At 71.8% G+C, this 22,668-nt stretch carries 24 protein-coding genes; 10 read left to right on the top strand and 14 right to left on the bottom strand.

Translation table 11 applies throughout. The annotated features are described in order from the left end of the window. Positions 1–76: 76 nt before the first annotated feature. The 5 genes from MOX02_RS01440 to MOX02_RS01420 are packed head-to-tail and all read right to left on the bottom strand — an operon-like array spanning position 77 to position 3,639. Positions 77–796, bottom strand: a complete 720-nt coding sequence (locus tag MOX02_RS01440) for a cytochrome c biogenesis CcdA family protein (protein ID WP_147023926.1) — start codon at positions 794–796, stop codon at positions 77–79. 30 nt (positions 797–826) lie between these two features. Further along, entirely contained in the window at positions 827–1,213 is a 387-nt protein-coding gene (locus MOX02_RS01435) for a thioredoxin family protein (RefSeq protein WP_147023925.1), read from the bottom strand. A gap of 20 nt (positions 1,214–1,233) precedes the next feature. Further along, the gene (locus MOX02_RS01430) at positions 1,234–1,833 is read right to left on the bottom strand and encodes a rhodanese-like domain-containing protein (RefSeq protein ID WP_147023924.1); all 600 of its coding nucleotides are present in this window, start codon (positions 1,831–1,833) and stop codon (positions 1,234–1,236) included. 11 nt (positions 1,834–1,844) lie between these two features. Then, positions 1,845–2,669 (bottom strand): quinoprotein dehydrogenase-associated SoxYZ-like carrier, encoded by an 825-nt coding sequence (locus MOX02_RS01425; RefSeq protein WP_147023922.1) that lies wholly within the window; start codon positions 2,667–2,669, stop codon positions 1,845–1,847. Between the two features lie 34 nt (positions 2,670–2,703). After that, on the bottom strand, positions 2,704–3,639 hold the full coding sequence (locus MOX02_RS01420; protein ID WP_147023921.1) for a quinoprotein relay system zinc metallohydrolase 2: 936 nt from the start codon (positions 3,637–3,639) through the stop codon (positions 2,704–2,706). 191 nt (positions 3,640–3,830) lie between these two features. On the opposite strand from MOX02_RS01420, the gene MOX02_RS01415 reads away from it, so the two are divergent. After that, entirely contained in the window at positions 3,831–4,391 is a 561-nt protein-coding gene (locus tag MOX02_RS01415; RefSeq protein WP_147023920.1) for a TetR/AcrR family transcriptional regulator, read from the top strand. Between the two features lie 3 nt (positions 4,392–4,394). Here MOX02_RS01415 and queC read toward each other — a convergent pair whose 3' ends face one another. From queC to queE, 3 genes are read right to left on the bottom strand one after another with little or no spacing between them, the layout of a single operon-like run. After that, positions 4,395–5,108: a 7-cyano-7-deazaguanine synthase QueC gene (queC, locus tag MOX02_RS01410; protein WP_147023918.1), complete on the bottom strand. Its 714-nt coding sequence runs from the start codon at positions 5,106–5,108 to the stop codon at positions 4,395–4,397. Between the two features lie 3 nt (positions 5,109–5,111). Beyond that, positions 5,112–5,468 carry a 6-carboxytetrahydropterin synthase QueD gene (queD, locus tag MOX02_RS01405; protein WP_147023917.1) on the bottom strand — a complete coding sequence of 119 codons (357 nt, stop codon included), beginning with the start codon at positions 5,466–5,468 and terminating at the stop codon, positions 5,112–5,114. Between the two features lie 39 nt (positions 5,469–5,507). After that, a complete protein-coding gene (gene queE / locus MOX02_RS01400; RefSeq protein ID WP_147023916.1) occupies positions 5,508–6,140 on the bottom strand; it encodes a 7-carboxy-7-deazaguanine synthase in 633 nt (210 codons plus the stop codon). Between the two features lie 326 nt (positions 6,141–6,466). Here queE and MOX02_RS01395 point away from each other — a divergent pair, with 326 nt between their 5' ends. The 3 genes from MOX02_RS01395 to MOX02_RS01385 all read left to right on the top strand — a co-directional run bounded on the left by MOX02_RS01395 (position 6,467) and on the right by MOX02_RS01385 (position 10,185). Beyond that, complete coding sequence (locus MOX02_RS01395) at positions 6,467–8,017, top strand: D-alanyl-D-alanine carboxypeptidase family protein (RefSeq protein ID WP_147023914.1); 1,551 nt, start codon at positions 6,467–6,469, stop codon at positions 8,015–8,017. A 76-nt stretch (positions 8,018–8,093) separates the two neighbouring features. After that, on the top strand, positions 8,094–9,179 hold the full coding sequence (locus tag MOX02_RS01390; protein WP_147023913.1) for a CobW family GTP-binding protein: 1,086 nt from the start codon (positions 8,094–8,096) through the stop codon (positions 9,177–9,179). 112 nt (positions 9,180–9,291) lie between these two features. Then, on the top strand, positions 9,292–10,185 hold the full coding sequence (locus MOX02_RS01385; protein ID WP_174804864.1) for a GNAT family N-acetyltransferase: 894 nt from the start codon (positions 9,292–9,294) through the stop codon (positions 10,183–10,185). A 7-nt stretch (positions 10,186–10,192) separates the two neighbouring features. Here MOX02_RS01385 and MOX02_RS01380 read toward each other — a convergent pair whose 3' ends face one another. The 5 genes from MOX02_RS01380 to MOX02_RS01360 form a co-directional block, all read right to left on the bottom strand. After that, on the bottom strand, positions 10,193–10,513 hold the full coding sequence (locus tag MOX02_RS01380; RefSeq protein WP_147023986.1) for an HPr family phosphocarrier protein: 321 nt from the start codon (positions 10,511–10,513) through the stop codon (positions 10,193–10,195). Between the two features lie 108 nt (positions 10,514–10,621). Next, the gene (locus MOX02_RS01375; protein WP_109887322.1) at positions 10,622–11,023 is read right to left on the bottom strand and encodes a PTS sugar transporter subunit IIA; all 402 of its coding nucleotides are present in this window, start codon (positions 11,021–11,023) and stop codon (positions 10,622–10,624) included. Positions 11,024–11,181: 158 nt separating this feature from the next. Continuing rightward, positions 11,182–11,664, bottom strand: a complete 483-nt coding sequence (locus tag MOX02_RS01370; RefSeq protein ID WP_147023912.1) for an HPr kinase/phosphorylase — start codon at positions 11,662–11,664, stop codon at positions 11,182–11,184. Continuing rightward, complete coding sequence (locus MOX02_RS01365; protein ID WP_147023911.1) at positions 11,661–13,463, bottom strand: sensor histidine kinase; 1,803 nt, start codon at positions 13,461–13,463, stop codon at positions 11,661–11,663. Before MOX02_RS01365 ends, MOX02_RS01370 begins: the two co-directional genes overlap by 4 nt. Positions 13,464–13,494: 31 nt before the next feature. Then, entirely contained in the window at positions 13,495–14,205 is a 711-nt protein-coding gene (locus MOX02_RS01360; protein WP_147023909.1) for a response regulator transcription factor, read from the bottom strand. A gap of 277 nt (positions 14,206–14,482) precedes the next feature. Between MOX02_RS01360 and MOX02_RS01355 the strand changes: the two genes are divergently transcribed. The 6 genes from MOX02_RS01355 (at position 14,483) to MOX02_RS01330 (ending at position 21,911) form a co-directional block, all read left to right on the top strand. Beyond that, positions 14,483–15,265, top strand: coding sequence for a HugZ family pyridoxamine 5'-phosphate oxidase (locus tag MOX02_RS01355; RefSeq protein ID WP_147023908.1), 783 nt, complete (start codon positions 14,483–14,485; stop codon positions 15,263–15,265). Between the two features lie 153 nt (positions 15,266–15,418). Further along, positions 15,419–17,224, top strand: a complete 1,806-nt coding sequence (lepA, locus tag MOX02_RS01350) for a translation elongation factor 4 (RefSeq protein ID WP_147023906.1) — start codon at positions 15,419–15,421, stop codon at positions 17,222–17,224. A gap of 277 nt (positions 17,225–17,501) precedes the next feature. Further along, positions 17,502–17,768 carry a hypothetical protein gene (locus MOX02_RS01345; protein ID WP_147023905.1) on the top strand — a complete coding sequence of 89 codons (267 nt, stop codon included), beginning with the start codon at positions 17,502–17,504 and terminating at the stop codon, positions 17,766–17,768. Between the two features lie 194 nt (positions 17,769–17,962). Continuing rightward, positions 17,963–18,955, top strand: a complete 993-nt coding sequence (locus MOX02_RS01340) for a hypothetical protein (protein ID WP_147023904.1) — start codon at positions 17,963–17,965, stop codon at positions 18,953–18,955. Between the two features lie 116 nt (positions 18,956–19,071). Continuing rightward, positions 19,072–21,234 carry a methylmalonyl-CoA mutase gene (gene scpA, locus MOX02_RS01335; protein WP_147023902.1) on the top strand — a complete coding sequence of 721 codons (2,163 nt, stop codon included), beginning with the start codon at positions 19,072–19,074 and terminating at the stop codon, positions 21,232–21,234. Positions 21,235–21,311: 77 nt separating this feature from the next. Beyond that, on the top strand, positions 21,312–21,911 hold the full coding sequence (locus tag MOX02_RS01330; protein ID WP_147023901.1) for a PRC-barrel domain-containing protein: 600 nt from the start codon (positions 21,312–21,314) through the stop codon (positions 21,909–21,911). 86 nt (positions 21,912–21,997) lie between these two features. Here MOX02_RS01330 and MOX02_RS01325 read toward each other — a convergent pair whose 3' ends face one another. Then, positions 21,998–22,615: a hypothetical protein gene (locus MOX02_RS01325; protein WP_238179222.1), complete on the bottom strand. Its 618-nt coding sequence runs from the start codon at positions 22,613–22,615 to the stop codon at positions 21,998–22,000. Positions 22,616–22,668: the final 53 nt, after the last annotated feature.

Raw genomic sequence — 22,668 nt, 5'->3', positions numbered from 1 at the left:
AGGATCGGATCGCCGGCCTTCAAGATGCTGGTCTCTTAAGCGAAAGCGGCGGAATCCGCGGATCGGGTCGGGGGCGTCAGTAGCGCGTCGTCAGCGCGTTGAGCCAGTCGGGCGAGGCCTCCACGAGCACGGCCTCGGCGCGCTTGTCGAGGCCCGTCAGGACGGCCGCGCCCGCCAGGATCAGGAGGATCCCCAGCGCCGCCTTGAGCCCCGTGCCGGCCCGCATCAGGCGCGCGCGCCAGGCGCCGAGAACCTCCCGCGAGAGAAGGCCGAGGGCGAGCAGCGGGAGCGCGGCCCCGAGGCCGAACACGGCCATGATGGCGGCGACCCGGGGCAGGTCCCGCCCCTGCGCCGCGAGCAGCGAGGCCGCGCCGAGGGTCGGTCCGACGCAGGGACTCCACACCGCCCCGAGGAGCAGGCCGAGGCAGAACTGGCCGCCGGGGCCCTCCGTCGAGAAGCCGCCGAAGCGCGCCTCCGTCCAGTCGCTCACCGGCCCGGCCGCCACGGCGAACCGGGTCTGGAGCGCCGGCAGCGTCAGGACGAGCCCGAGGGCGACCATCAGGCCGGCGGCGGCCTCGCGGAAGAGGTCGCCATCGAGCCCCATCGCGAAACCCACCGTCGCCACGAACAGCCCGATCGCCACGAAGGAGAGAGCAAGGCCGGCGGCAAGCGCGGCCGGTCCGAGGCGGTGCTCGGTCGCGGCGGCGCCGAGCACCAGCGGCAGCAGCGGCAGCACGCAGGGCGAGAGCACGGTGAGGAGCCCCGCGAGGAAGGCGAGGGCGAGGCTGCCGGTCATGGCGTCGGTCCGTTCAGGCCGGGACCCGCCTCAGAGCGTCTTCTCGAGCAGGCTCTCGATCCACTCGGGCTGCGTCTCGCCGACGGAGCGCCCGACCTCGGCCGCTCCCTTGAAGGCGATCAGCGTGCTCTGCTGGCGGGCGTCGAAGCGCCGGAGCAGATCCTTCTGCGTGTCGAAATCGATCTCGAAGACGGCGAGCCTCTTGAAGCGCGGGTCGTCGGCGAGCTTGGCGAGGATGGGCTTCTGCGTGCGGCAGATCGGGCACCAGGGTGCGGCGACCGCGACGAGGATCGGCCGCCCCTCCGCCTGCGCGGCCGCGAAGGCCTCGGCCGAGAAGGGCTGGCCGGCCTCGGCCGTGCCGGGCCCGGCGAGCGCTGCCGCGGCGGCGAGGAACAGGAGGGCGCGTCGGGTCTGCATGCTCGCCTCGTCCGGCCCGGTCAGCGCTGCGGCTCGGCGGCGCGGGCCGCCCAGGCCGGGTCCTGCCGCAGCACGGTGGTGTCGTGCCTGTCCTGCCAGCCCTCGACGCCCTCGGGGAACCAGTGGACGCGGGTGTAGCCCTTCTCGACGAGGCGCTTGCCCGCGTTCCAGCTCCCCCAGCACTCCGGGTGGCAGAAGGTGACGACGGGCTTCGACCTGTCGCCGCCCGTCAGCTCATCGACGCGCCGGAAGAACAGCGCCTCGTCAGCGGGCGGCAGCGGCGCGGCGCCCGCGTTCGGCAGCCAGACGGCGCCGGGAATGGAGCGGTGGGCGGGCAGCCAGGGGCGGTTGGCCGGGAAGCCCTCGGGCTTCCGGTCCATGATCCCGACGTCGATGAGCACGGGCTGCTCGGCCATCAGCGCGTCGAGGGCGCCGATGTCGAGGATCGTGGCGCCCTTGAGCGTCGTCGGCGTGTAGCCGTGCTGTGGCCCGGTCCAGAGCCCGGCGGGCTCCGGCACGTTGACCGGCGAGTCGGCCGGCGTCGCCGCCGCGAGCGCGAGAGCGGCGAAGGCCGCCGCGCCGAGGCGCCGCGCGGGGGAGGGCGGTCGGGTGCCGGCCACGACGCGCGGCCTCAGTTGCTGGGCGATGGCGCGGTGAAGCTGTGCTGCCACTGCCCGCCCTGGTTGTCGGTCGCCGCCACCTTGATCGGCCCGCTGCCCTTCGGCACGAAGGCGAAGTTGATCACGGGGTTCGACGAGATCGAGATGTCGCCGTCCATCGTGAAGACGTTGGCGTCGCCGTAGCTGACGGTGAGCTTGTTGATGTAGCGGGCGGGCGTGTAGTCGCGCGTCACCTGATTCATCTGCATCCCGGAGAAGTTCGGGTGGCGGATCATCAGGGTGGCCTCGACGGGCTTGCCGCTCTGCGCGTCGCCCGAGAACTTCATCTTCATGTCGCCCATGCCGCGCATGGCCTCCTCGTCGCTCATGCCCATCGGGGCCGAGCATCCGCCCGAGGCCTTCACGAACTTGGCCGCCTCGTAGAGCTGGCCGTCCGTGGTCTCGGCCACGGCGTGCACGTTGGTGTAGTTGTTGATGCGCACCCGCAGCTTCAGCTCGCCCGGGTCGGCCGCCGGGCCGAAGGTGAAGTGGGCGGCGTAGGGCGACGGGTTGTCGTCGATGATGAAGTGCACGCCCTTGATCCTGTCCTTCTCGGGCATGGTCAGGGTGATCGGCACCAGGGCCGCGTCCATCGCGCGGGCGGGCGCATCGACCTTGATGAGCGACTCCGTAGGCTCGATCTTGCGGTCGCCGAAGATCGAGGTCGCGATCTCGGTCCAGCGCGCCTGACGCTCGGCATCGGTGTCGGAGGCGCCGGCAGCGAAGCCGGCGGCGGGCACGAGGGCGAGGCCCGTCGAGACGGCGAGCCCGAGGGCGAGCGAGCGAAGGGTCTTCATGGCGTTTCTCCTGCGTCCTGATGTGGCCCCGGATCTATTCCCACTCAAGTTCCTTGAAGGCCTGCGTGACGTTCCGGCCGTTGTAGGCGTCGAACAGGACCCAGCGATCGCGCTCGGATTGGGCGACGGTCTGCACCGCCTTCTCGATCGGCACGTCCTCGGCGATGGCCTTTCGGGTCTCGTCGCGCAGGAGCCCGAGATAGCGCGTGAGGTCGGCGAGCGCGGGCGCCAGATCGACGCTCGCCGGGCCGTGGCCGGGTACGGCCCGCGCCGCGCCCGTCGCCTTCAGCCGCTCCGCCTCCCTGAGCCAGCCGAGAAGGCTGCCGTCGAGGGAGGGGACCCGGTTCACGAACAAGAGGTCGGCCGGGAAGAGCAGGCCGCTTGCCGTGTCGATCATCGAGAGGTCGCAGTTCGTGTGCGCGGTGCCGTGCGCCGTCAGGCGCAGGGTGCGGTCACCGAGGTCGATCTCGGCCCCGTCCGTCACGGCCTGCGTCGGGTAGACGACGCTGCCGGCCTTCTCCGGTCCCAGGATGTCGACGAGGCGCTGGCGGTAATAGTCGCCGCGCGCGTCGAGCGCCGCGCGCAGGGCGTGATGCCCGATGAAGGCCGGCTTGTCCTCGGCGAAGGCCGCGGCCCCGAAGCAATGGTCCGGGTGGACGTGGGTGAGCACGACGTGGCGGATCGGCTTCTCGGTCCGCTTGCGGATCTCGGCGCGCAGCCACGCTCCGTCCGCGAGGCTTCCGCCGGATTCCGTGACGAGCACGCCGTCGCGCCCGACGATGAAGCCGATGTTGGCGATGGCGTCGTCGTTCCGCGCGCTCGCCTCCTCGTGCGGCCCGCACCGCACGTAGATGCCGGGCCCGACCTCGCGCATCTCGAATGTCTCGGCCGCGGCGCGCCCGAGGGTCGGCAGGCAGCACAGGCAGAGGCCGCCGAACACCGCCTCGCGCCGGGAGAGGAGGCCCGTCATCGGTGCGCGACCGAGAGAGCCGGAGCCCGAGGAGCCGGTGCCCGGACGGGTTCGGCGTGCGGTTCCGCCGTGCTCGGCGTCATGCCTGTTCCTTCCGGCCCTTCTCACCAACCATTTAGTAGGTAGATTTCTGCGCGCGTCAATGGGATAACGCCCTCGTGATGGCGGCTGCGGCCGAGAGTTGGCGGACCATGAGAGACACGCGCGCGGAACTCCTGGCCGAGGCCGAGACGCTGGTTCGGGGGCGCGGCTACTCGGGCTTCAGCTACGCCGATCTCAGCGAGGCGGTGGGGATCCGCAAGGCGAGCATCCACCATCATTTCCGCACCAAGGAGGATCTCGGTTTCGCGCTGATGGGCGCCTACGAGGCGCGCTACGACGCCGCGCTCGACGCGATCCTGGCCGGGCATCCGGACGCCGTGGCCCGCATCGAGGCCTACGGGCGCCTCTATCTCGGCGGGGTGGAGCAGGGGCTCGGCTGCCTCTGCGCCGCCCTGGCCACCGAGGGGGAGGCGCTGCCCGAGCGGCTGCGCGCGGCCGTCGTCGGCTTCTTCGACCGGCACATCGCCTGGCTGGAAGCGGTGCTGCGGCAGGGGCAGGCCGAGGGCAGCGTCCGGGCGGCGCTCGATCCCGCCGCGCAGGCCCGGTTCGTCGTCGCGACGCTCGAAGGGGCCCTCATGATGGAGCGTCTGCTCGGCGGGCCCCGCGCCTTCGCGGGCACGCTCGCGGCGCTCTGCGCGAGCCTGCGCTGAGGCTCAGTCGGCGGCTTCCGCCCGGAAGCGGGCGTAGCCCTTCGCGCGCAGGTCGCAGGCCGGGCAGGTGCCGCAGCCGTATCCCCAGGCGTGGCGCGCGCCGCGCTCACCGAGGTAGCAGGTATGGGTGTCCTCGACGACGAGGTCGACGAGCGCCCGGCCGCCGAGCCTCTCCGCGAGCCGCCACGTCTCCGCCTTGTCGATCCACATGAGCGGCGTCTCAAGGAGGAAGCGCCGCTCCATGCCGAGGTTGAGCGCCACTTGGAGCGCCTTGACGGTGTCGTCCCGGCAGTCGGGATAGCCCGAGTAGTCGGTCTCGCACATGCCGCCGACGATGCGGCGCAGGCCCCGCCGGTAGGCCAGAGCCGCCGCGAAGGTCAGGAACACGAGGTTGCGGCCCGGCACGAAGGTGTTGGGCAGCCCGCCCGCCTCGTAGCCGATCTCCGCCTCGCGGGTCAGCGCCGTCTCCGAGACGGCGCCGAGCGCGTCGAGCGAGAGCGTGTGGTCGGGCCCGAGGCGAGCCCCCCAGGCGGGCTCGATCCGCGCGAGGCCCCCCCGCAGCCGGTCGCGGCAGGCGAGTTCGACCCGGTGGCGCTGGCCGTAATCGAAGCCCAGCGTTTCCACGCGAGGGAAGCGGTCGAGCGCCCAGGCGAGGCAGGTGGTGGAATCCTGTCCCCCAGAGAACAGCACCAGCGCCCCGTCGCCGCCCGCGTCCATGTCTCAGTCGCCCTCGTACTCGGCCCAGGACATCGGGGTCTCGCAGACCTTCACCCGCGACAGGCCCGGCAGGCCGCCCTTCGTTCGATGCCAGATCCAGGCCGCGATGTTCTCGGCGGTCGGGTTCTCCAGCCCCTCGATCTCGTTGAGGGTGTGGTGGTCGAGCCGGGCGAGGATCGGCGCGAAGACCCGCTCCATGTCGTAGAAGTCGACGATCCAGCCCGTGTGCGGGTCGACCTCACCCTCGACGGTCAGTTCCACCCGGTAGGAGTGCCCGTGCATCCGATGGCAGCGGTGCGTCTCGGGCACGTTCGGCAGCCGGTGCGCCGCCTCGAAGGTGAAGGCTTGGGTGATCTTCATCTCGTGTCTTCTGCGTGGGTCCGGCCGGGCGCGGCGCGCTCAGGGGATACCGATCATCTTGTGCGTCTGCAGCGACAGCCGCCAGCGGGCGTCCGACCGGCAATAGGCCACCGCGGCCCGCGTGTTCGCCGCGGCCTGCGGCCCGTCCATAGGCTGGAGCCAGCGGTGGGGGAAGTCGAGGCCCGCGAGGTCGGCCGGGTCGAGCCCCGCCTGCGGGAAGACGAGCTTCAGCTCGTGCCCGCTCGTCTGGACGAGGGCGTTGCCCGCCTTGGGGCTGACGCAGATCCAGTCGAGGCCGGGCGGCGCGGCGAGCGTGCCGTTGGTCTCGACCGCGATGGCGAAGCCGCGGGCGTGCACGGCGGCGATCAGCGCCGCGTCGAGCTGCAGCAGCGGCTCGCCGCCCGTGAAGACGACGAAGCGCCCGTGGGCGCCGCCCTCCCAGGTGTGCGCGATTCTCCCGGCGAGGTCGTCGGCGCCCGCGAAACGGCCGCCGCCGGGCCCGTCCATCCCGACGAAGTCCGTGTCGCAGAAGGTGCAGGCCGCCCCCGCGCGATCCTCCTCGCGCCCAGACCACAGGTTGCATCCGGCGAAGCGGCAGAACACGGCGGCACGGCCCGCCTGCGCGCCCTCGCCCTGCAGCGTGTGGAAGAGTTCCTTGACCGCGTACGCCATGGTCTCGTTCTGGAAGGTCCGGCGGCTGTCCGCGGGCCGAGAAAACGCCAATCGCGCCCTGCACATAGGCCGAGACCGGGCGGGATGCCAGCGATGAGCCATGCGCGGGCGCCGGAGCAAACCTGTGGAGGGCGGCGCCCGCCATCCTCTCGCCACGGATCACGCGTTGAAGTCGCGTCCTGGACGGCGCACGCTCGGAGAGCGGGTGGCCTGGGCGGCCCGCAGCCGGCCCCTGCCCACTCGCCGAAGCTTGGCCGTCGTCCTAGCTACCCTGCCGAACGGCGCCGGGCTTCGAGCCCGCGCCGGCCCCTCTCGAGACAGGCCCGATGCCGAACCGAATGCTGACCCGCTTCGTCCGAGGTGTGATCGTCGCGGCGAGCCTCGTCGGGGCGGGTGCCGCCCACGCCGTCACGGCGCCGATGCTCGTGGTCGATGCCGATTCGGGCAAGGTCATCTTCGCGCAAGGCGCGACCGACCCCTGGTACCCCGCCTCGGTCACCAAGCTGATGACCGCCTACGTCGCCCTCGACCTCGTGCGCCAGGGCAAGGTCTCGCTGGACACGCTGCTCACGATCTCGCCCGCCGCGGCGGCCGAGCCGCCCTCCAAGATGGGCTTCAAGCCGGGCACCCAGATCACCCTCGACAACGCCCTCAAGATCATCATGGTCAAGTCGGCCAACGACGTGGCCTGGGCGATCGGCGAGAATCTCGGCGGCTCCGTCGACACCTTCGCCGAGATGATGAACGAGACCGCGCGCCGCATCGGCATGCGCGAGAGCCGCTGGGCGAACCCGAACGGCCTGCCCGACCCCCGCCAGTGGACCTCCGCCCGCGACATGGCGGTGCTCGGCCGCGCGCTCCTGCGCGACTTCCCCGACTCGCGCGGCCTGTTCTCGATCAGCGCCATCCAGTTCGGCCGCTCCGTGATGGCGAACCACAACGGCCTCTTGGGCCGCTACGCCGGCGCCGACGGCATGAAGACCGGCTTCATCTGCTCGGGCGGCTTCAACGTGGTGGCGAGCGCCACCCGCAACGGCCGCCGAATCATCACGGTGGTGATGGGCCAGCCCTCGGCACGGGAGCGCGACCTGAAGGCGGCGGACCTGTTCGATTACGGGTTCGGGCAGACGCCTGGCTGGACGAGCCAGAGCCTCGACGCGCTGCCGCCCTCCAGCATCGCCGCGCCGCCGGACATGCGTCCCTACATCTGCGACAAGCGCAAGCCGATGCCGGTGGACGAGGGCCAGAGCGCCATCACCGCGAGCGCCGCGGCCGCCGGCGCCAGCGCCGACAACGCGAACGCGCAGCTGATGAGCGCGGCGGCGCCTCCGTCCTCCGCGCTCGCCTTCGCCACGCTCAACAGCGCGGCGCTCCGGGCCCGCTCCCTGCCGCCCCGCGCGCCGCTCCAGCCCGTCCTCGTCTGGATCGGCCGCGATCCGGCCGAGAGCCAGATCATGCTGAACGAGCAGGAGGAGGCGGAGAAGGCGCAGCGCCTCGCCGCGCGCGCCGCGAAGCAGGAGGCGGCGAAGGCCAAGCGGGAGGCCGCGCTCGCCGCGAAGGCGGCCGCCCGCGCCGAGGCCAAGGCCAAGGCGGACGTGAAGCCGGACACCAAGGCGGAGGCCAGGGCCGAGGCGAAGCCTGCCCGGGCGGAGCCGAAGCAGGCCGAGCGCAGGCAGCCCGCGCGCGGCGGCGCCGTGCCGAAGGCCGCCACGGCCTACACCTCCGTCGAGACGAAGCCCGCCATCCCGCAGGCCAAGGGCGGCACGAAGCCCCTTGCGGCGAAGCCCGCGGCCGCGAAGCCCCCGGCCGACAAGCCCGCGCAGACGGCGCAGAAGTCGCCCGCCAAGCCCGCGCCGAAGGCGAAGGCGAAGGAGTGATCCCGGGCCGCGCTCCGCGCTGAGCGCGCAGCCCGCCGCGCTTGCGGCGCCTGCCCGCCGCCGCTAGGCCGGTGCGATGACCGACGATCCCCGGCGCCCGGCGCCGATCCCGCTCACGGTTCTCACCGGCTTCCTGGGGGCGGGCAAGACCACGCTTCTCAACCGGCTCCTGCGCGATCCCGCCTTCGCGGACACGCTCGTCATCGTCAACGAGTTCGGCGAGGTCGGCCTCGATCACCTGCTGATCGAGATGGTCGACGACGACATGGTCCTGCTCGGTGCGGGCTGCCTCTGCTGCACGGTGCGGGGCGACCTGATCGGGGCGCTGGAGGACCTCCTGCGCCGGCGCGACAACGGGCGGATCCGTCCCTTCCGCCGCGTCGTCATCGAGACGACGGGCCTCGCCGACCCGGCCCCGATCCTCCACGCGCTGATCTACCATCCGTATCTCGTCCTGCGCTATCGCCTGCAGTCGGTCGTCACGGTGGTGGATGCGGTGAACGGCGCCGCGACGCTCGACGCGCACCCTGAGGCGCTGCGGCAGGTGGCGGTGGCGGACCGGATCGTCCTGACGAAGGCCGACCTCGACCCGGCGGCGGCGGCGGGCCTGCGCGCCCGCCTGCGCGCCCTGAACCCCGCCGCCGCGATCAATCCGCCGGACGTGCCGGCCTCGGACCTCCTGGGGGGGCCCTTCGGCCTCGAGGGCCGGGCCGGCGACCTGCGCGCCTGGCTCGGCGAGGCGGTGCCCGACGTCGCGGCGGAAGCCGCGCACGGCTCCGACGTGAACCGCCACGACGCCGCGATCCGCGCCTTCTCGCTGACCAGCGACCGGCCCGTGTCCCGCGCCGCGCTCGAGATGTTCCTCGACCTGCTGCGCTCCAGCCAGGGAGCGAAGCTCCTGCGCCTCAAGGGGATCGTGGCGGTCGCCGACGATCCGGAGCGGCCGCTCGTCCTGCACGGCGTGCAGCACGTCCTGCACGCGCCGATCAGCCTGCCCGCCTGGCCCGACGACGACCGGCGCTCCCGCCTCGTCCTCATCGTGCGCGACCTCGATCCGGCCTTCGTGGGCCGGCTCTGGGACGCCTTCCTCGGCCGGCCGCGGGTCGACGCGCCGGACGCCGCCGCCCTCACCGACAACCCCCTCGCCATCCCGGGCGGCTGATCCGGAACGGGGCGGGCGCCGCGGCACCGTCCTTGTTCCGTCAGGCCCGGCGGCGCCGCTCGGGCGCCGGATCGTCCCGGATCGGGACGGTGGGCGGGATCGGAACGTAACGATGGCGCAACGTTTCACGGTGATCGCGGGCGGCCTGCTCGCGGCGGAGCCTGCCGCGGCCGATTCCGTCGAGCGAGCGCCGGCCGAGCGGCACTGGCGCATCGACCTGCGGGCGGCCGACTCGATCGATGCGGCGGCGGTCGCCGCGTGGCGGGCCCTTCTGACCCGCAGCGGCGCGGCCGGCGCCGCCTTCTGCGACCCCGACTACCTCCTGCCCGCCGCCAAGCACCAGAGCGGCGGCCGCGCCCTCGTCTTCGCCTGGTCGCGGCGCGGGGACGGGCCCGAGTCGCTGAGGGCCGTGCTGCCGCTCGCGTTCGGCCATCCGCTGTGGCGCGGCGGGCGCGTGACGCCCTGGTCGCCTCCGGGCCTGTCGCTGAAGCCCGCCCACCTCGTCGAGGCGGGCTGCGCCGCGGAGATCGGCGCGGCGCTCGACGCCCGGCTCCGCCCGGACGGGAGACGGCTCGCCTTCGATCTCGCGGAGAGCGCGGGGCTGCCGGCGCCGTGCCTGCGCTTCGAGCTGCTGCCCGGCCGCGCGCAGCGCCCGGCCCGCCGCGCGGTTCCCTCCGGGAGCCTCGTCGGGGTGCGCCCCGCCGATTTCCGCCCGGAGGAGGTGGAGACGATCTCCGAGCCGGCGCGCATCCGCGATGCCGTCGAGAGCTTCCTGGCCCTCGACGCGCGCACGGCCGGCCGGCCGATCGTCGCCGACCCGTCGGAGGCCGCGATGGTGCGCGTGGTGACGCGGCTCTTCGCCCGCCGCAGGGCCGTGCGCGTCGAACTTGCCCGCCGCTCCGGCGAGATCGTCGCCGGCAGCCTGCGCCTGGGTGACGGTCGGCGCGCCGCGCTCTGGCGCAGCGCCCCGGCCGTCACGGTCAGAGAGGGCGGGGAGGGGCGCTGAGTCGCCCCTACTCGTCCTCGCCGAACTTGTCGGCGAGCAGCGCCTCGATCGCGTCGAGGCAGGTCTCGGCGTCCGCGCCGACCGCCGTCACGGCGATGGAGGTGCCCTGTGCGGCGCCGAGCGTCAGAAGGCCCATGATCGAGCGCCCGCCCACCGTCTCGCCGGCGCGCGTCACCGCCACCGTCGCGTCGAAGCGCTCCACCATCTGCACGAACTTCGCGGAGGCCCGGGCGTGCAGGCCGCGCCGGTTGATGATCGGCAGGATGCGCAGGAAGCCGCCCTCGGGAACCGGCGGCCGCTCCTCGTCGTCGGCGTAAGTCTCGGTCATCGGGTTCGTGCGGTCCCTCGTGTCCTGCCGGGTCTCGTGCCCGAACAGGGCCATCTGGTCCGACGCGCGGACTTGTCGAGTCCGGATTCCAACGCGTGCTTCGGAAGACTACTTCCCGGCCAGGACGCGGGAGGCGACGTTGATGTACTTGCGCCCGGCTTCCTGCGCGTGGAGGACGGCGTCGCCGAGGGATTCCTCGTCGCGGACGCTGGCGAGCTTGATCAGCATCGGCAGGTTGATGCCGGCGACCACCTCGACCGCGCCGCCGTTCATGCAGGAGAGGGCGAGATTCGACGGGGTGCCGCCGAACATGTCGGTGAGAACCACCACGCCGTTTCCGGAGTTCACCCTGCCGACCGCCGACATGATGTCCCGGCGCCGGAGCTCCATGTCGTCCTCGGGCCCGATCGTGATGGTCTCGATCTGCTTCTGCGGGCCGACCACGTGCTCCAGAGCGGCCTTGAACTCGGTCGCCAGCAACCCGTGGGTGACGAGCACCATTCCAATCATCGACGCGTTTTCCGACGCCTAGCCAGCGAGGCCGCCATTTTGTGCACCGCACGACGATGCGCAAGGCGGTCGCGACGTTTTGCTCGAAACGACATCACGATCATGCCATGCAAGTCGCCACGGCGCTACGGGGCGCCTAAAACGGTGCGCCCCTCCGTTCACGAGTGCGACCGCGAAGCCACGGCCAGCGCCGCCAGAACGTGGGCAGGCCCCTGACCGGTGGAGCGAAGCGGCGCGCCGAGTATCACGCGTTGCAGAGCAACGCCAAGTAAAACTGCAGGCTCCGCAGGTTCCGGCAGGCGAGGCACCGCGTCTACGCAATCGACCACGAGTCGCAGCACGGCCGCCCGCACGGCCGGGACCTCCCGGAGACCGATCCCGCGAATCTCGATCCGTCCGGCGATGGCCGGGTGCGGCCGGGCGACGAGCCGCCCGTGCCGCAGCGCGACGCGGACGCGATCGTCCCCGACGAGGGCCGCGTGCAGCCCGTCGCGGGACGCGCGGTCGAGGAGGCCGAAGGCGAGGGTCGATTTGCCCGAGCCGGCCTCGCCGCGAATCAGGATGCCCGCGTCCCGGATCACCACGCAGGTGGCGTGAAGCGTCGCCGACGTCGCGGGCCCGCCGGCGGCGCGCGCCGTCACGCGGCGGCGGCCTGCCGGGAGGCGATCGGCAGGCGCACGACGAAGCGGGCGCCGCGCACGGTCGGCTGGCCGTCCTCGTCGGCGGGGCCGGGGCGGTTCTCCGCCCGGATGGTGCCGCGGTGGGCCTGCACGATCTGGCGGGAGATCGAGAGGCCGAGGCCGGAGTTCTGGCCGAAGCCCTGCTCGGGCCGGTCGGTGTAGAAGCGCTCGAAGATCCGCTCGATGGCGTGCTCGGGTATGCCCGGCCCCTCGTCCTCGCAGATCATCTCGACCTCGTTGCGCACGCGCCGGAGCGCGACCCGGACCTTGGCGTCCGAGGGCGAGAAGGAGCGGGCATTGTCGAGGAGGTTGTTGACCACCTGCCCGAGGCGGCTGTCGTGGCCGATGATCGTGAAGGGGTTCTCCTCGGCGGCCGGCGCGTCGATGTCGAGCTGGATCATCGCGTCCTTCGGGCGCCGCCGCTCGTTGGCCACGGAGACGACGGTGGTCAGGAGCTTGCGCATGTCCACCCGCTTCGCCTCGGCGCGGGCGAGCTCCGCGTCGAGGCGCGAGGCGTCCGAGATGTCGCTGATCAGGCGGTCGAGACGCTTCACGTCGTGCTGGATGATCTCCATGAGGCGCCCGCGCGACTCGTCGGTCTTTGCGAGCGGCAGGGTCTCGACGGCGCTGCGCAGGGAGGTGAGCGGGTTCTTCAGCTCGTGGCTGACGTCGGCCGCGAAGCTCTCGATGGCGTCGATGCGCCGGTAGAGCGCCTGGGTCATGTCGCGCAGGGCGCCGGAGAGATGGCCGATCTCGTCGGTGCGGTAGGTGAAGTCGGGGATCTCCTGGCGCGACTTGATGCCCATGCGCACCTTCTCGGCCGCGTCGGCGAGGCGGCGCACCGGGCCGGCGATGGCGCCCGCCAGCAGGATCGACAGCACGACCATCACCAGGGCCGCGACGAGGAAGACCTGGAGCAGGCCGAACCGCTCGGAGGCGATGACCCGGTCGATGGCGTCGCCCTGCGTCGACAGCATCAGGGCGCCGCGGACCGAGCCGGCGCGCTGGATCGGCACGGCCACGGAGACGATCGTCTCGCCGAGCTCGTTCCGGCGCACGATGTTGCCGCGCCCGCCGCCGAGCGCCGCCTGGACCTCGCGCAGCGAGCGGCCGTTCTGCGGGCCGACCTCCTCCTGAGCCCGGGTGCGGTCGCCCACGAGGCCGAACACCTTGCCCTGCACCCAGTCGAACGCCTGCTCGATCAGGCTGCGCTTGTGCGGGCGGATCGGCGCGGGCTCCGGCCGGCTGATGTCGCCGCGGGCGTAGAGGGAGCGGGTGTCGAAGAGGAGGCCGCCCTCCTCGTCGTAGACGCGGGCGCGGTTGCCGGTGGGCGTCACGAGCCGGCGCAGGAGCGGCGCGACCCGCTCCGGGTTGAGCGAGAAGGCGAGGGGCGCCGGGTTGTCCTCCGCGGAGCCGCCCTCGCCGGCCTGCTGCTGCAGGAGCTTGTCCGGGTCGATGCGGATCGTGTCCGTGTCGACGGAGGCCGAGGCCGCGATGGCGCCGGCGATGATCTCGCTCTGGATCAGCAGGCTCTGGACGCGCGCCTGGATCAGCCCCTGCCGGAACTGGTTCAGGTAGAGGAAGCCGAGCAGCAGGACGATGAGCCCGACGAGGTTGAGGACGACGATGCGCCGCGTCAGGCTCGACGAGGCGCGCTGACCGACCGCGTGCCAGAGGGCGCTCGGCCACGTGAGCGGGCCGCGGCGCTCGCCGTCTTCGTCCTGGCTTCGCACGGTGTTCCCGAAGAGGGGTGAGAGCATGATGAGCGGGGTCGCGGGGCGTCTGCCGGCCTCAGCTCTCCTTGAAGCGGTAGCCGACGCCGTAGAGCGTCTCGATCATGTCGAAGTTCGTGTCGACGACCTTGAACTTCTTGCGCAGCCGCTTGATGTGGCTGTCGATGGTGCGGTCGTCCACGTAGACCTGATCGTCGTAGGCCGCGTCCATCAGGGCGTTGCGGCTCTTCACGACGCCGGGGCGCTGCGCCAGCGCCTGCAGGATCAGGAACTCCGTGACGGTCAGCGTCACCGGCTCGCCCTTCCAGGTGCAGGTGTGGCGCTCCGGGTCCATCATCAGCAGGCCGCGCTCCAGCGAGCGGGCGGCGGCGTCCGCCTCGCGGGCCGGCGCGCCCGGGCCCTCCTTGGGGGCGAAGCGGCGCAGCACGGCCTTCACCCGCTCCACGAGGAGGCGCTGCGAGAACGGCTTATGGATGAAGTCGTCGGCGCCCATCTTGAGGCCGAACAATTCGTCGATCTCCTCGTCCTTCGAGGTCAGGAAGATCACGGGAAGGTCGGATTTCTGCCGCAAGCGTCGCAGAAGCTCCATCCCGTCCATGCGCGGCATCTTGATGTCGAAGATCGCGAGGTCGGGGGGCGAGTGGCGCAGGCCGTCGAGCGCCGAGGCGCCGTCGGTGTAGGTCTGGATGCGGTAGCCCTCGGTCTCCAGAGCGATCGACACGGAGGTCAGGATGTTACGGTCGTCGTCGACGAGAGCGATGGTCGGCATGCGCGTTCCCTACTGAACGGAGGTGGTGCGGGCTCGTCCTGACCCGCTTGCCGGCTCCGGCCCCGACGGGGCAGGCAAAGACACGAACGCAACCACGCGCTGGGCGCGGGGTCCGTTTCGCGCGGAAAGGATGGAGCTTTAACGGCATCGCTGGAAAAAAGCGAGCGGCGTTCGTAGCTTGGCCGTATCCGGTTAACAGGTCGCGGGCTCCGGGGGCTCGTGCGGGCCGCGTCCCGCGCTATGATCGTCGGGCAGAGGATGCGCCGGGGACGACGAGATGGACGAGAGCGACGGCACGGGGCAGGGCGGTCGGCGCGGGCCGGCACAGCCGCTGCCCGCGGCGGAGGCGCCGTTCGACGCGGTCGGGCTCGCCCGCACCCTCCTGCGCAGCATCCGATCGGGCGCGCTCGCCACGATCGACACGGCCGACGGGACGCCCTTCGCCTCCCTCGTGACGATCGCCACCGACATCGACGGAACGCCGCTGATGCTGCTGTCGCGACTCTCCGCCCACACCCGCAACCTGCTCGCCGACCCGCGCTGCTCGCTCCTGTTCTCGCAGGGCGGCAAGGGCGACCCGCTCGCGCATCCGCGGCTCACGGTGACGGGCCGCGCCGCACAGACGCAGGAGGTCCGCGCCCGCGAGCGCTTCCTCGCCCGCCACCCCAAGGCGAAGCTCTACGCGGATTTCCCCGATTTCGGCTTCTTCGCCCTCGCTCCGCAGGCCGGTCACCTCAACGGCGGCTTCGCGAAGGCCGCGACGCTGACCGCCGCGGAGCTCCTCCTCGACCTCGCGGGCGCCGAGGCGGTGGTGACCGGCGAGCGCGGCGCCGTCGAGCACATGAACCAGGACCACGCCGACGCGCTCGCGCTCTACGCGGCGGGCGTCGGCGAGGGGGAGGGGGCGTGGCGCCTCACCGGCCTCGACCCGGAGGGCATGGACCTGATGGTGGGCGAGCGCACGGCGCGCGTGCCCTACCCGGAGCCGGTGCGCGACATGGGGTCCCTGCGCAAGTCCCTCGTCGCCATGGCCGCCGAGGCGCGGGCGAAGGCCGGCTGAGGGGCTGAGGCCGCGACCGGCCTCGCCCGACGGGCTGGGGCCGCGCTTGGCGGGCGGGGGCCGCGCTGCTATCTGCGGCACGCACGTTCTTCCGAACATGAGACGGCGCGCCGATCCCTCCCGCCCGCGGGCGCGCCGCGATATGGTTTCTCGATGACCGCGTCCCCTGTACCCAACATCCGCAACTTCTCGATCGTCGCCCATATCGACCACGGGAAGTCGACGCTGGCCGACCGGCTGATCCAGGCCACCGGCACCGTGGCCTTGCGCGACATGAGCGAGCAGATGCTCGATTCCATGGACATCGAGAAGGAGCGCGGCATCACCATCAAGGCGCAGACCGTCCGCCTCGAGTACCGGGCGCAGGACGGCCGGGACTACGTCCTGAACCTGATGGACACGCCCGGCCACGTCGACTTCGCCTACGAGGTCTCGCGCTCGCTCGCGGCCTGCGAGGGCTCCCTCCTCGTGGTCGACGCCTCGCAGGGCGTCGAGGCCCAGACCCTCGCCAACGTCTACCAGGCGCTCGACGCCAACCACGAGATCGTCCCCGTCCTCAACAAGATCGACCTGCCGGCCGCCGAGCCCGACCGGGTGAAGCAGCAGATCGAGGAGGTGATCGGCCTCGACGCCTCGGACGCGGTGCCGATCTCGGCCAAGACCGGGCTCAACATCGAGGCGGTGCTGGAAGCGATCGTCACCCGCCTGCCGCCGCCGAAGGGCGACCGGAACGCGCCGCTCAAGGCGCTCCTCGTCGATTCCTGGTACGACGTCTATCTCGGCGTCGTGGTCCTCGTGCGGATCGTCGACGGCGTGCTCAAGAGGGGCATGTCCATCCGCATGATGGGCGCCGACGCCGTCTACGGCGTCGACCGCATCGGCGTGTTCCGGCCCAAGATGGCCGATATCGGCGAGCTCGGCCCCGGCGAGGTCGGCTTCCTCACCGCCTCGATCAAGGAGGTGGCCGACACCCGCGTCGGCGACACCATCACGGAGGACAAGCGCCAGACCGCCGAGATGCTGGCGGGCTTCAAGGACGTGCAGGCGGTGGTGTTCTGCGGCCTGTTTCCGGTGGACGCGGCCGAGTTCGAGAACCTGCGCTCGGCGATGGGCAAGCTGCGCCTCAACGACGCCAGCTTCTCCTACGAGATGGAGACCTCGGCCGCCCTCGGCTTCGGCTTCCGCTGCGGCTTCCTCGGGCTGCTCCACCTCGAGATCATCCAGGAGCGGCTGGAGCGCGAGTTCAACCTCGACCTGATCTCGACGGCGCCGAGCGTCGTCTACCACCTGCACATGACGGACGGCACCACGAAGGAGCTCCACAACCCGGCCGACATGCCGGACGTGATGAAGATCGACACGATCGAGGAGCCCTGGATCCGCGCGACGATCCTGACGCCGGACGAGTATCTCGGCGGCGTGCTCAAGCTCTGCCAGGACCGGCGCGGCGTCCAGATCGACCTCAACTACGTCGGCAAGCGCGCGATGGTGGTCTACGACCTGCCGCTCAACGAGGTCGTGTTCGACTTCTACGACCGCCTGAAATCGATCTCGAAGGGCTACGCCTCCTTCGACTACCACGTCTCGGACTACCGCGAGGGCGACCTCGTGAAGATGTCGATCCTCGTCAACGCCGAGCCGGTGGACGCGCTCTCGATGCTGGTCCACCGCACCCGCGCCGAATCGCGCGGGCGCGCCATGTGCGAGAAGCTGAAGGACCTGATCCCCCGCCACCTGTTCCAGATCCCGGTCCAGGCGGCGATCGGCGGCAAGATCATCGCCCGCGAGACGATCCGGGCGCTGTCGAAGGACGTCACCGCCAAGTGCTACGGCGGCGACATCTCCCGCAAGCGCAAGCTCCTCGACAAGCAGAAGGAGGGCAAGAAGCGCATGCGCCAGTTCGGCCGCGTGGAGATCCCGCAGGAAGCCTTCATCGCCGCGCTCAAGATGGACAGCTGAGCACCATCCCACCTCTCCCGTTCGGGAGAGGTGGGATGGCGAAGCCGACCGGGTGAGGGGTGCGACCCCTCCGGAAGGACCTGCACCCCTCACCCTGTCCCTCTCCCGAACGGGAGAGGGGACCCGCGCGAGGTCCCGATCGCAGGCCCCATTCTTCTCTCATCTTTTGCCGGCGGCGTCGGCTGTGGCCGTTGCCGCTGCGGCAACGGCCTGCCTTGACGGCGCCGCCGCCTCCGGCATCCTCAACGGCGGAGATCAGTGCCGCAGGACCGCCCGCATGGAGGACTACAAGGCCGACCTCTACCGGCAGCTCCGACTGATCGAGATCGCCACCGGCGAGGCGGCCGGGGCCTGCCTGCCGGACCTGCTCGCCCGCCTCCGGCATCACCGCTCGCGCCCGGCGCGGAACCCGCTCCTCGCGCTCTACCGCCGCTGGCGGATCCGGCGGCTCGCCCGCGCCGTCGACGAGGCGCGCTGGCATGTCGAGCAGGGCCGCCTCGCCCGGACGGGCCGGCTCGCGGGCCGGGGACCGGGAAGCGCCTGACGCTCGATTGATCTCGTCGCGCCGGGATCGGGTCGGGCCGGCGCGTGACAAATCGTTTCCCCTTTTCAGCGATCAGGAACGCAGATTAAGAAAGTCGCACCGGGCGGCGTGCTAAGTCTCGCCGGTCCAAGAACAGAAGCGACGGCGGCGCACGGCCGCACGTCCCGGACGGGTCGGATTTTCGGGGGCACAGCATGAGATTCCAGGCATTATCCGCAGGTCTCGCGGGCGCGGCACTCTTCGTCGGCATGGTCTATCCCGGCGCGGCCGCCGATCGGAAGCTGTTCGAAAAGGTGGGCAAATGGGAGGTCGAGCGCGATCTCTCGATGAGCGGGGCCCATGCCTGCCTCGCGGCCAAGATCTACAAGGACAAGGCTGATGACGACGCCGAGAACGCCGTCGTGCTGAAGCGCGACGAGGGCGTCGTGATCATCTCGCTCGGCTACGAGAACTGGGGCTGGGACAAGAAGGAGGAGGTCGAGGTCGCCTTCCTGCTCGACAAGCGCATGGTCCTCAAAAACTCGAAGTGGACCGGCGACGACACCACCCTGTACACGAGCTTCCCGGATCGCATCCTTCCGGATCTGATCGGCGCCAAGAAGCTCGTCCTGCGCTTCAGCGACGGCGACGCCGACTTCGACCTCGCCGGCCTGCCCGACGCCTACGACGCGTTGAAGCGCTGCGACGCGGCCGCCGCCGCGGCGGCCGATCTCGCCAAGCCCGCCCCGCAGGTCGCTGCGCCTCCCGCGCCGACCCCGCAGGTCGCGACGGCCCCGCAGCCCGCACCCCAGGCCGCAACGCCCGCCGTCGCGGCCCCCGCTCCCCAGGCGGCGCCCGCCGTCGCGGCGGCGCCGGCCCTCCCGAGCAAGGAGCGGGTGGCGGTCTACTTCGTCGCCGGCATGGTGCAGGAGGCGCTCAAGACCTGCGATATCCGCTCGACCGGCAAGCAGCGCGCCGACCTCGACACCAAGGTCGCGGCGATGAAGGCCGAGATGGGGCCGGCCGAGGCCGAGCTCCGCAAGGGCATGAAGGAGGCGCTCGCCGAGAAGCCGTGCCCGAAGGGCGAGGACCTCGCGAAGGTCGAGCGCATGCTGCAGGACCTCATCGACAAGTCGCCCGAGGAGTTCGCCGCGCAGATGGACAAGGAGAGCGCCGCCAAGGAGGCGAAGGCCGGCGACAAGCCCTGAGGGGCGGCAACGCCCGGCGAGGGGAGGGGCCGCCTCAGGTCGACCAGAGTGGGAGTAGCCCTCCCCCCCGCCTTGCCTATAATGCGCCGCAATTCGAGCCCCGCACGAGCGAGCGCATGACGTCCCGCATCCCCGATTTCGCGACGATTCCCTACGAGGCGGCCGCCGCCGGCCCGCCTCCCGCGGCGGGCGAGCCCTGGATGACGCCCGAGGGCATCCCCGTGAAGGGGCATTACGGCCCCGAGGACCGCGCGGGCATCGAGTTCCTGAACACGTATCCGGGCATCGCGCCCTACCTGCGCGGGCCCTACCCGACGATGTACGTCACCCAGCCCTGGACGATCCGGCAATATGCCGGCTTCTCCACGGCCGAGGATTCGAACGCCTTCTACCGGCGCAACCTCGCGGCCGGGCAGAAGGGCCTGTCGGTCGCCTTCGATCTCGCCACCCATCGCGGCTACGATTCGGACCACCCGCGCGTCTCGGGCGACGTCGGCATGGCGGGCGTCGCGATCGACTCGATCTACGACATGCGCACGCTCTTCTCGGGGATCCCCCTCGACGAGATGACCGTGTCGATGACGATGAACGGCGCGGTGCTGCCGATCCTCGCCCTCTACATCGTGGCCGCCGAGGAGCAGGGCGTGCCGCCGCAGAAGCTCGCCGGCACGATCCAGAACGACATCCTCAAGGAGTTCATGGTCCGAAACACCTACATCTACCCGCCCAAGGGCTCGATGCGGATCATCTCGGACATCTTCGCCTACACCTCGGCGAACATGCCGAAGTTCAACTCCATCTCCATCTCCGGCTACCACATGCAGGAGGCGGGCGCGACGAACGACCTGGAACTGGCCTACACGCTCGCAGACGGCGTCGAGTACATCAAGGCCGGCCTCGCCGCGGGCCTGACGATCGACCAGTTCGCGCCGCGGCTGTCCTTCTTCTGGGCGATCTCGACGAACTTCTTCATGGAGGTCGCCAAGATGCGGGCCGCCCGCCTGATCTGGGCGAAGCTCGTGAAGGGGTTCGACCCGAAGTCGGACAAGTCGCTGCCCCTGCGCACGCACTCGCAGACGAGCGGCTGGTCGCTCACCGCGCAGGACGTGTTCAACAACGTCACCCGCACCTGCATCGAGGCGATGGCGGCGACGCAGGGGGGCACGCAGTCGCTGCACACCAACGCGCTCGACGAGGCGCTGGCGCTGCCAACCGACTTCTCGGCCCGCATCGCCCGCAACACGCAGCTCTTCCTGCAGCAGGAGAGCGGCACCTGCCGCATCGTCGACCCGTGGGGCGGCTCCTACTACGTGGAGCGCCTCACCGCCGACATCGTGGCCCGGGCCTGGGAGCACATCCGCGAGGTGGACGAGCTCGGCGGCATGGCCAAGGCCATCGAGGCGGGCATCCCGAAGCTTCGCATCGAGGAGGCGGCGGCCCGCGCGCAGGCGCGGATCGATTCCGGCCGCCAGACGATCGTGGGCGTCAACAAGTACAAGCCGGACGACGAGCGCGCCATCGAGCTCCTGCGCGTCGACAACGGCAACGTGCGCACGCTCCAGATCGACAAGCTGAAGCGCCTGCGCTCCGAGCGCGACGAGGCCGACGTGCGAGGCCGCCTCGCGGCGCTGACCAAGGCCGCCGAGGGCACGGAGAACCTGCTGGCGCTCGCCGTCGACGCGGCGCGGGCCAAGGCAACGGTCGGCGAGATCTCGGAGGCGCTCGAGAAGGCGTGGGGCCGGCACCGGGCGGAGATCCGCTCGATCTCGGGCGTCTACAAGCGTGAGGTGGGTGGCATGTCGCCGGTGGTGGAAGAGGTCCGCAAGCTCGTGGAGGCGTTCGAGGAGAACGACGGGCGGCGCCCGCGCATCCTCGTGGCCAAGATGGGCCAGGACGGGCACGACCGCGGCCAGAAGGTGATCGCCTCCGCCTTCGCCGACCTCGGCTTCGACGTCGATATCGGGCCGCTCTTCGCCACCCCCGCCGAGGCCGCGCGCCAGGCGGTGGAGAACGACGTGCACATCGTCGGCGTCTCCTCGCTCGCCGCCGGCCACCTGACGCTGGTGCCGGAGCTGAAGGCCGCGCTGACCGAGGCGGGGCGCGAGGACGTGATGATCGTGATCGGCGGCGTCATCCCGCCCGGCGACTACGCCGCCCTCTACGAGGCCGGCGCCTCCGCGATCTTCCCGCCCGGCACCGTCATCGCCGAGGCCGCCGTGAAGCTGATCGGCGAGTTGAACGAGCGCCTCGGCTACGTGGAGCGGCAGGCGGCCGAGTAGCCCGCCCGGCCGGCGGTGAACCCCGGCGCGGTCGCGCCCGTTCTCCCCCGACGAGAGTTCGGTGGGAGGATCCTCACATGGTTCGACATGCCTGCGCCGCGGCGCTCGCGCTCGCCTTCGGCTGTGCATCCCCGGCCTGGGCGCAAGGGGAGGCGGGGCAGGCGCCGTTCCTGAGCGCCCGCCCGCCGGGCCTGTTCAGCGCCGCGAAGCTGAAGGGCCTGACCGTGATCGGGCAGGACCACGTTCGCGTCGGCAAGATCGACGACGTGCTCGTGGACGAGGAGGGCCGCGTGCGCGCCGTCGTCATCGATGTCGGGGGCTTTCTCGGCATCGGCGAGAAGCAGGTCGCGGTGCCCTTCAACCTGCTCGCCTGGAACGCGGGCGGCGCCGAGACCTCCCGCGCGACCTCCGTGGCGACCCCGGCGAACGCGCCCTCGGCCGAGGCGGCGAAATCGGCCGGCGCCGAGCGGATGCCGGGTGCCGAGACGAGCGACGCGGCCCTGCCGGCCGTGGAGGAGCGCCGCAGCGGAGCCGAGAACGCCGCCACGGGCTCGACCGCGCGCACGGATGCCGGTCGCGGCCGCGCCACCGTGCCGATCGGCGAGCCGACCGAGGCCGAGATCCGCCTGACGAAGGCGCAACTCGAGGCAGCCCCGGCCTTCGGCAGCGCCAAGTAGCCTCGGGCGGCACCGAATAGCCTTCGGCGGCGCCGAGCAGCCGGCAGCGCGGTCCGCTACGGCGTGTCCGGGAATGGCCCGACCGATCAGGGTGCCTCGGCGGCTTCCAGGAACTTCAGGTCCATCGCCGCCAGTGCGAGCAGCGGCGCCGGCATCGCGACGCCCGACCGGCGCAGGCTCTGCGCCACGTCGCGGCAGCCGCGCAGGTCGTTCGAGGCCGCGGCCTGATCGGCGCGGGAGACGGAATCCGGGTCTGGCCTCGGCGCCGCCGGGGCGCCCGCCGGCTTCGTCTCCGGCTTTGCTTCCGGCTTCGTCTCCGGCTTTGTCTCCGCCTTGGGCCCGGCCCGCGCCTCGGCCTTCGGGGCGGCCTGGCTGTCCTTCTGGCTCTCGCCCTGCGGGCCGGAGGCGCCCGGACCCGCGTTCGGGATCGGGCCGCTCTGCCCGGATTCCTTCTGCGGCGCACCGCTGTCGGCGGGTTTCGGCACCGGCTTGTCCTGCGCGGGCGCCTGCACGGCGGTGGCGGCCTGAGGCGGGGGCGTGCCGGTCGCCTGGTCCTGCGCCGGCGGGTGCAGGAAGGCGGCGAGCTCGGCGCAGAGATTGGCGGGCCTGTCGCCCTGCGCGGCGGCGGTCGCCGCGAGCCCCGGCATGAGAGCGGCGGTGATCCAGGCGATCCGGATCGCCGCGGTGAGGACTGACTTCGTCACGGGCGCCTCTCGTCGCTCGGTCCGCGCCCCGTGCCGCGACGGGCGCCGACGCG

Origin of the sequence: Methylobacterium oxalidis (assembly GCF_007992195.1) — a bacterium.
Lineage (GTDB): Bacteria > Pseudomonadota > Alphaproteobacteria > Rhizobiales > Beijerinckiaceae > Methylobacterium > Methylobacterium oxalidis.
Note: the sequence above shows the minus strand (reverse complement) of the source record. Positions and strands in the feature narration are given on the sequence as shown.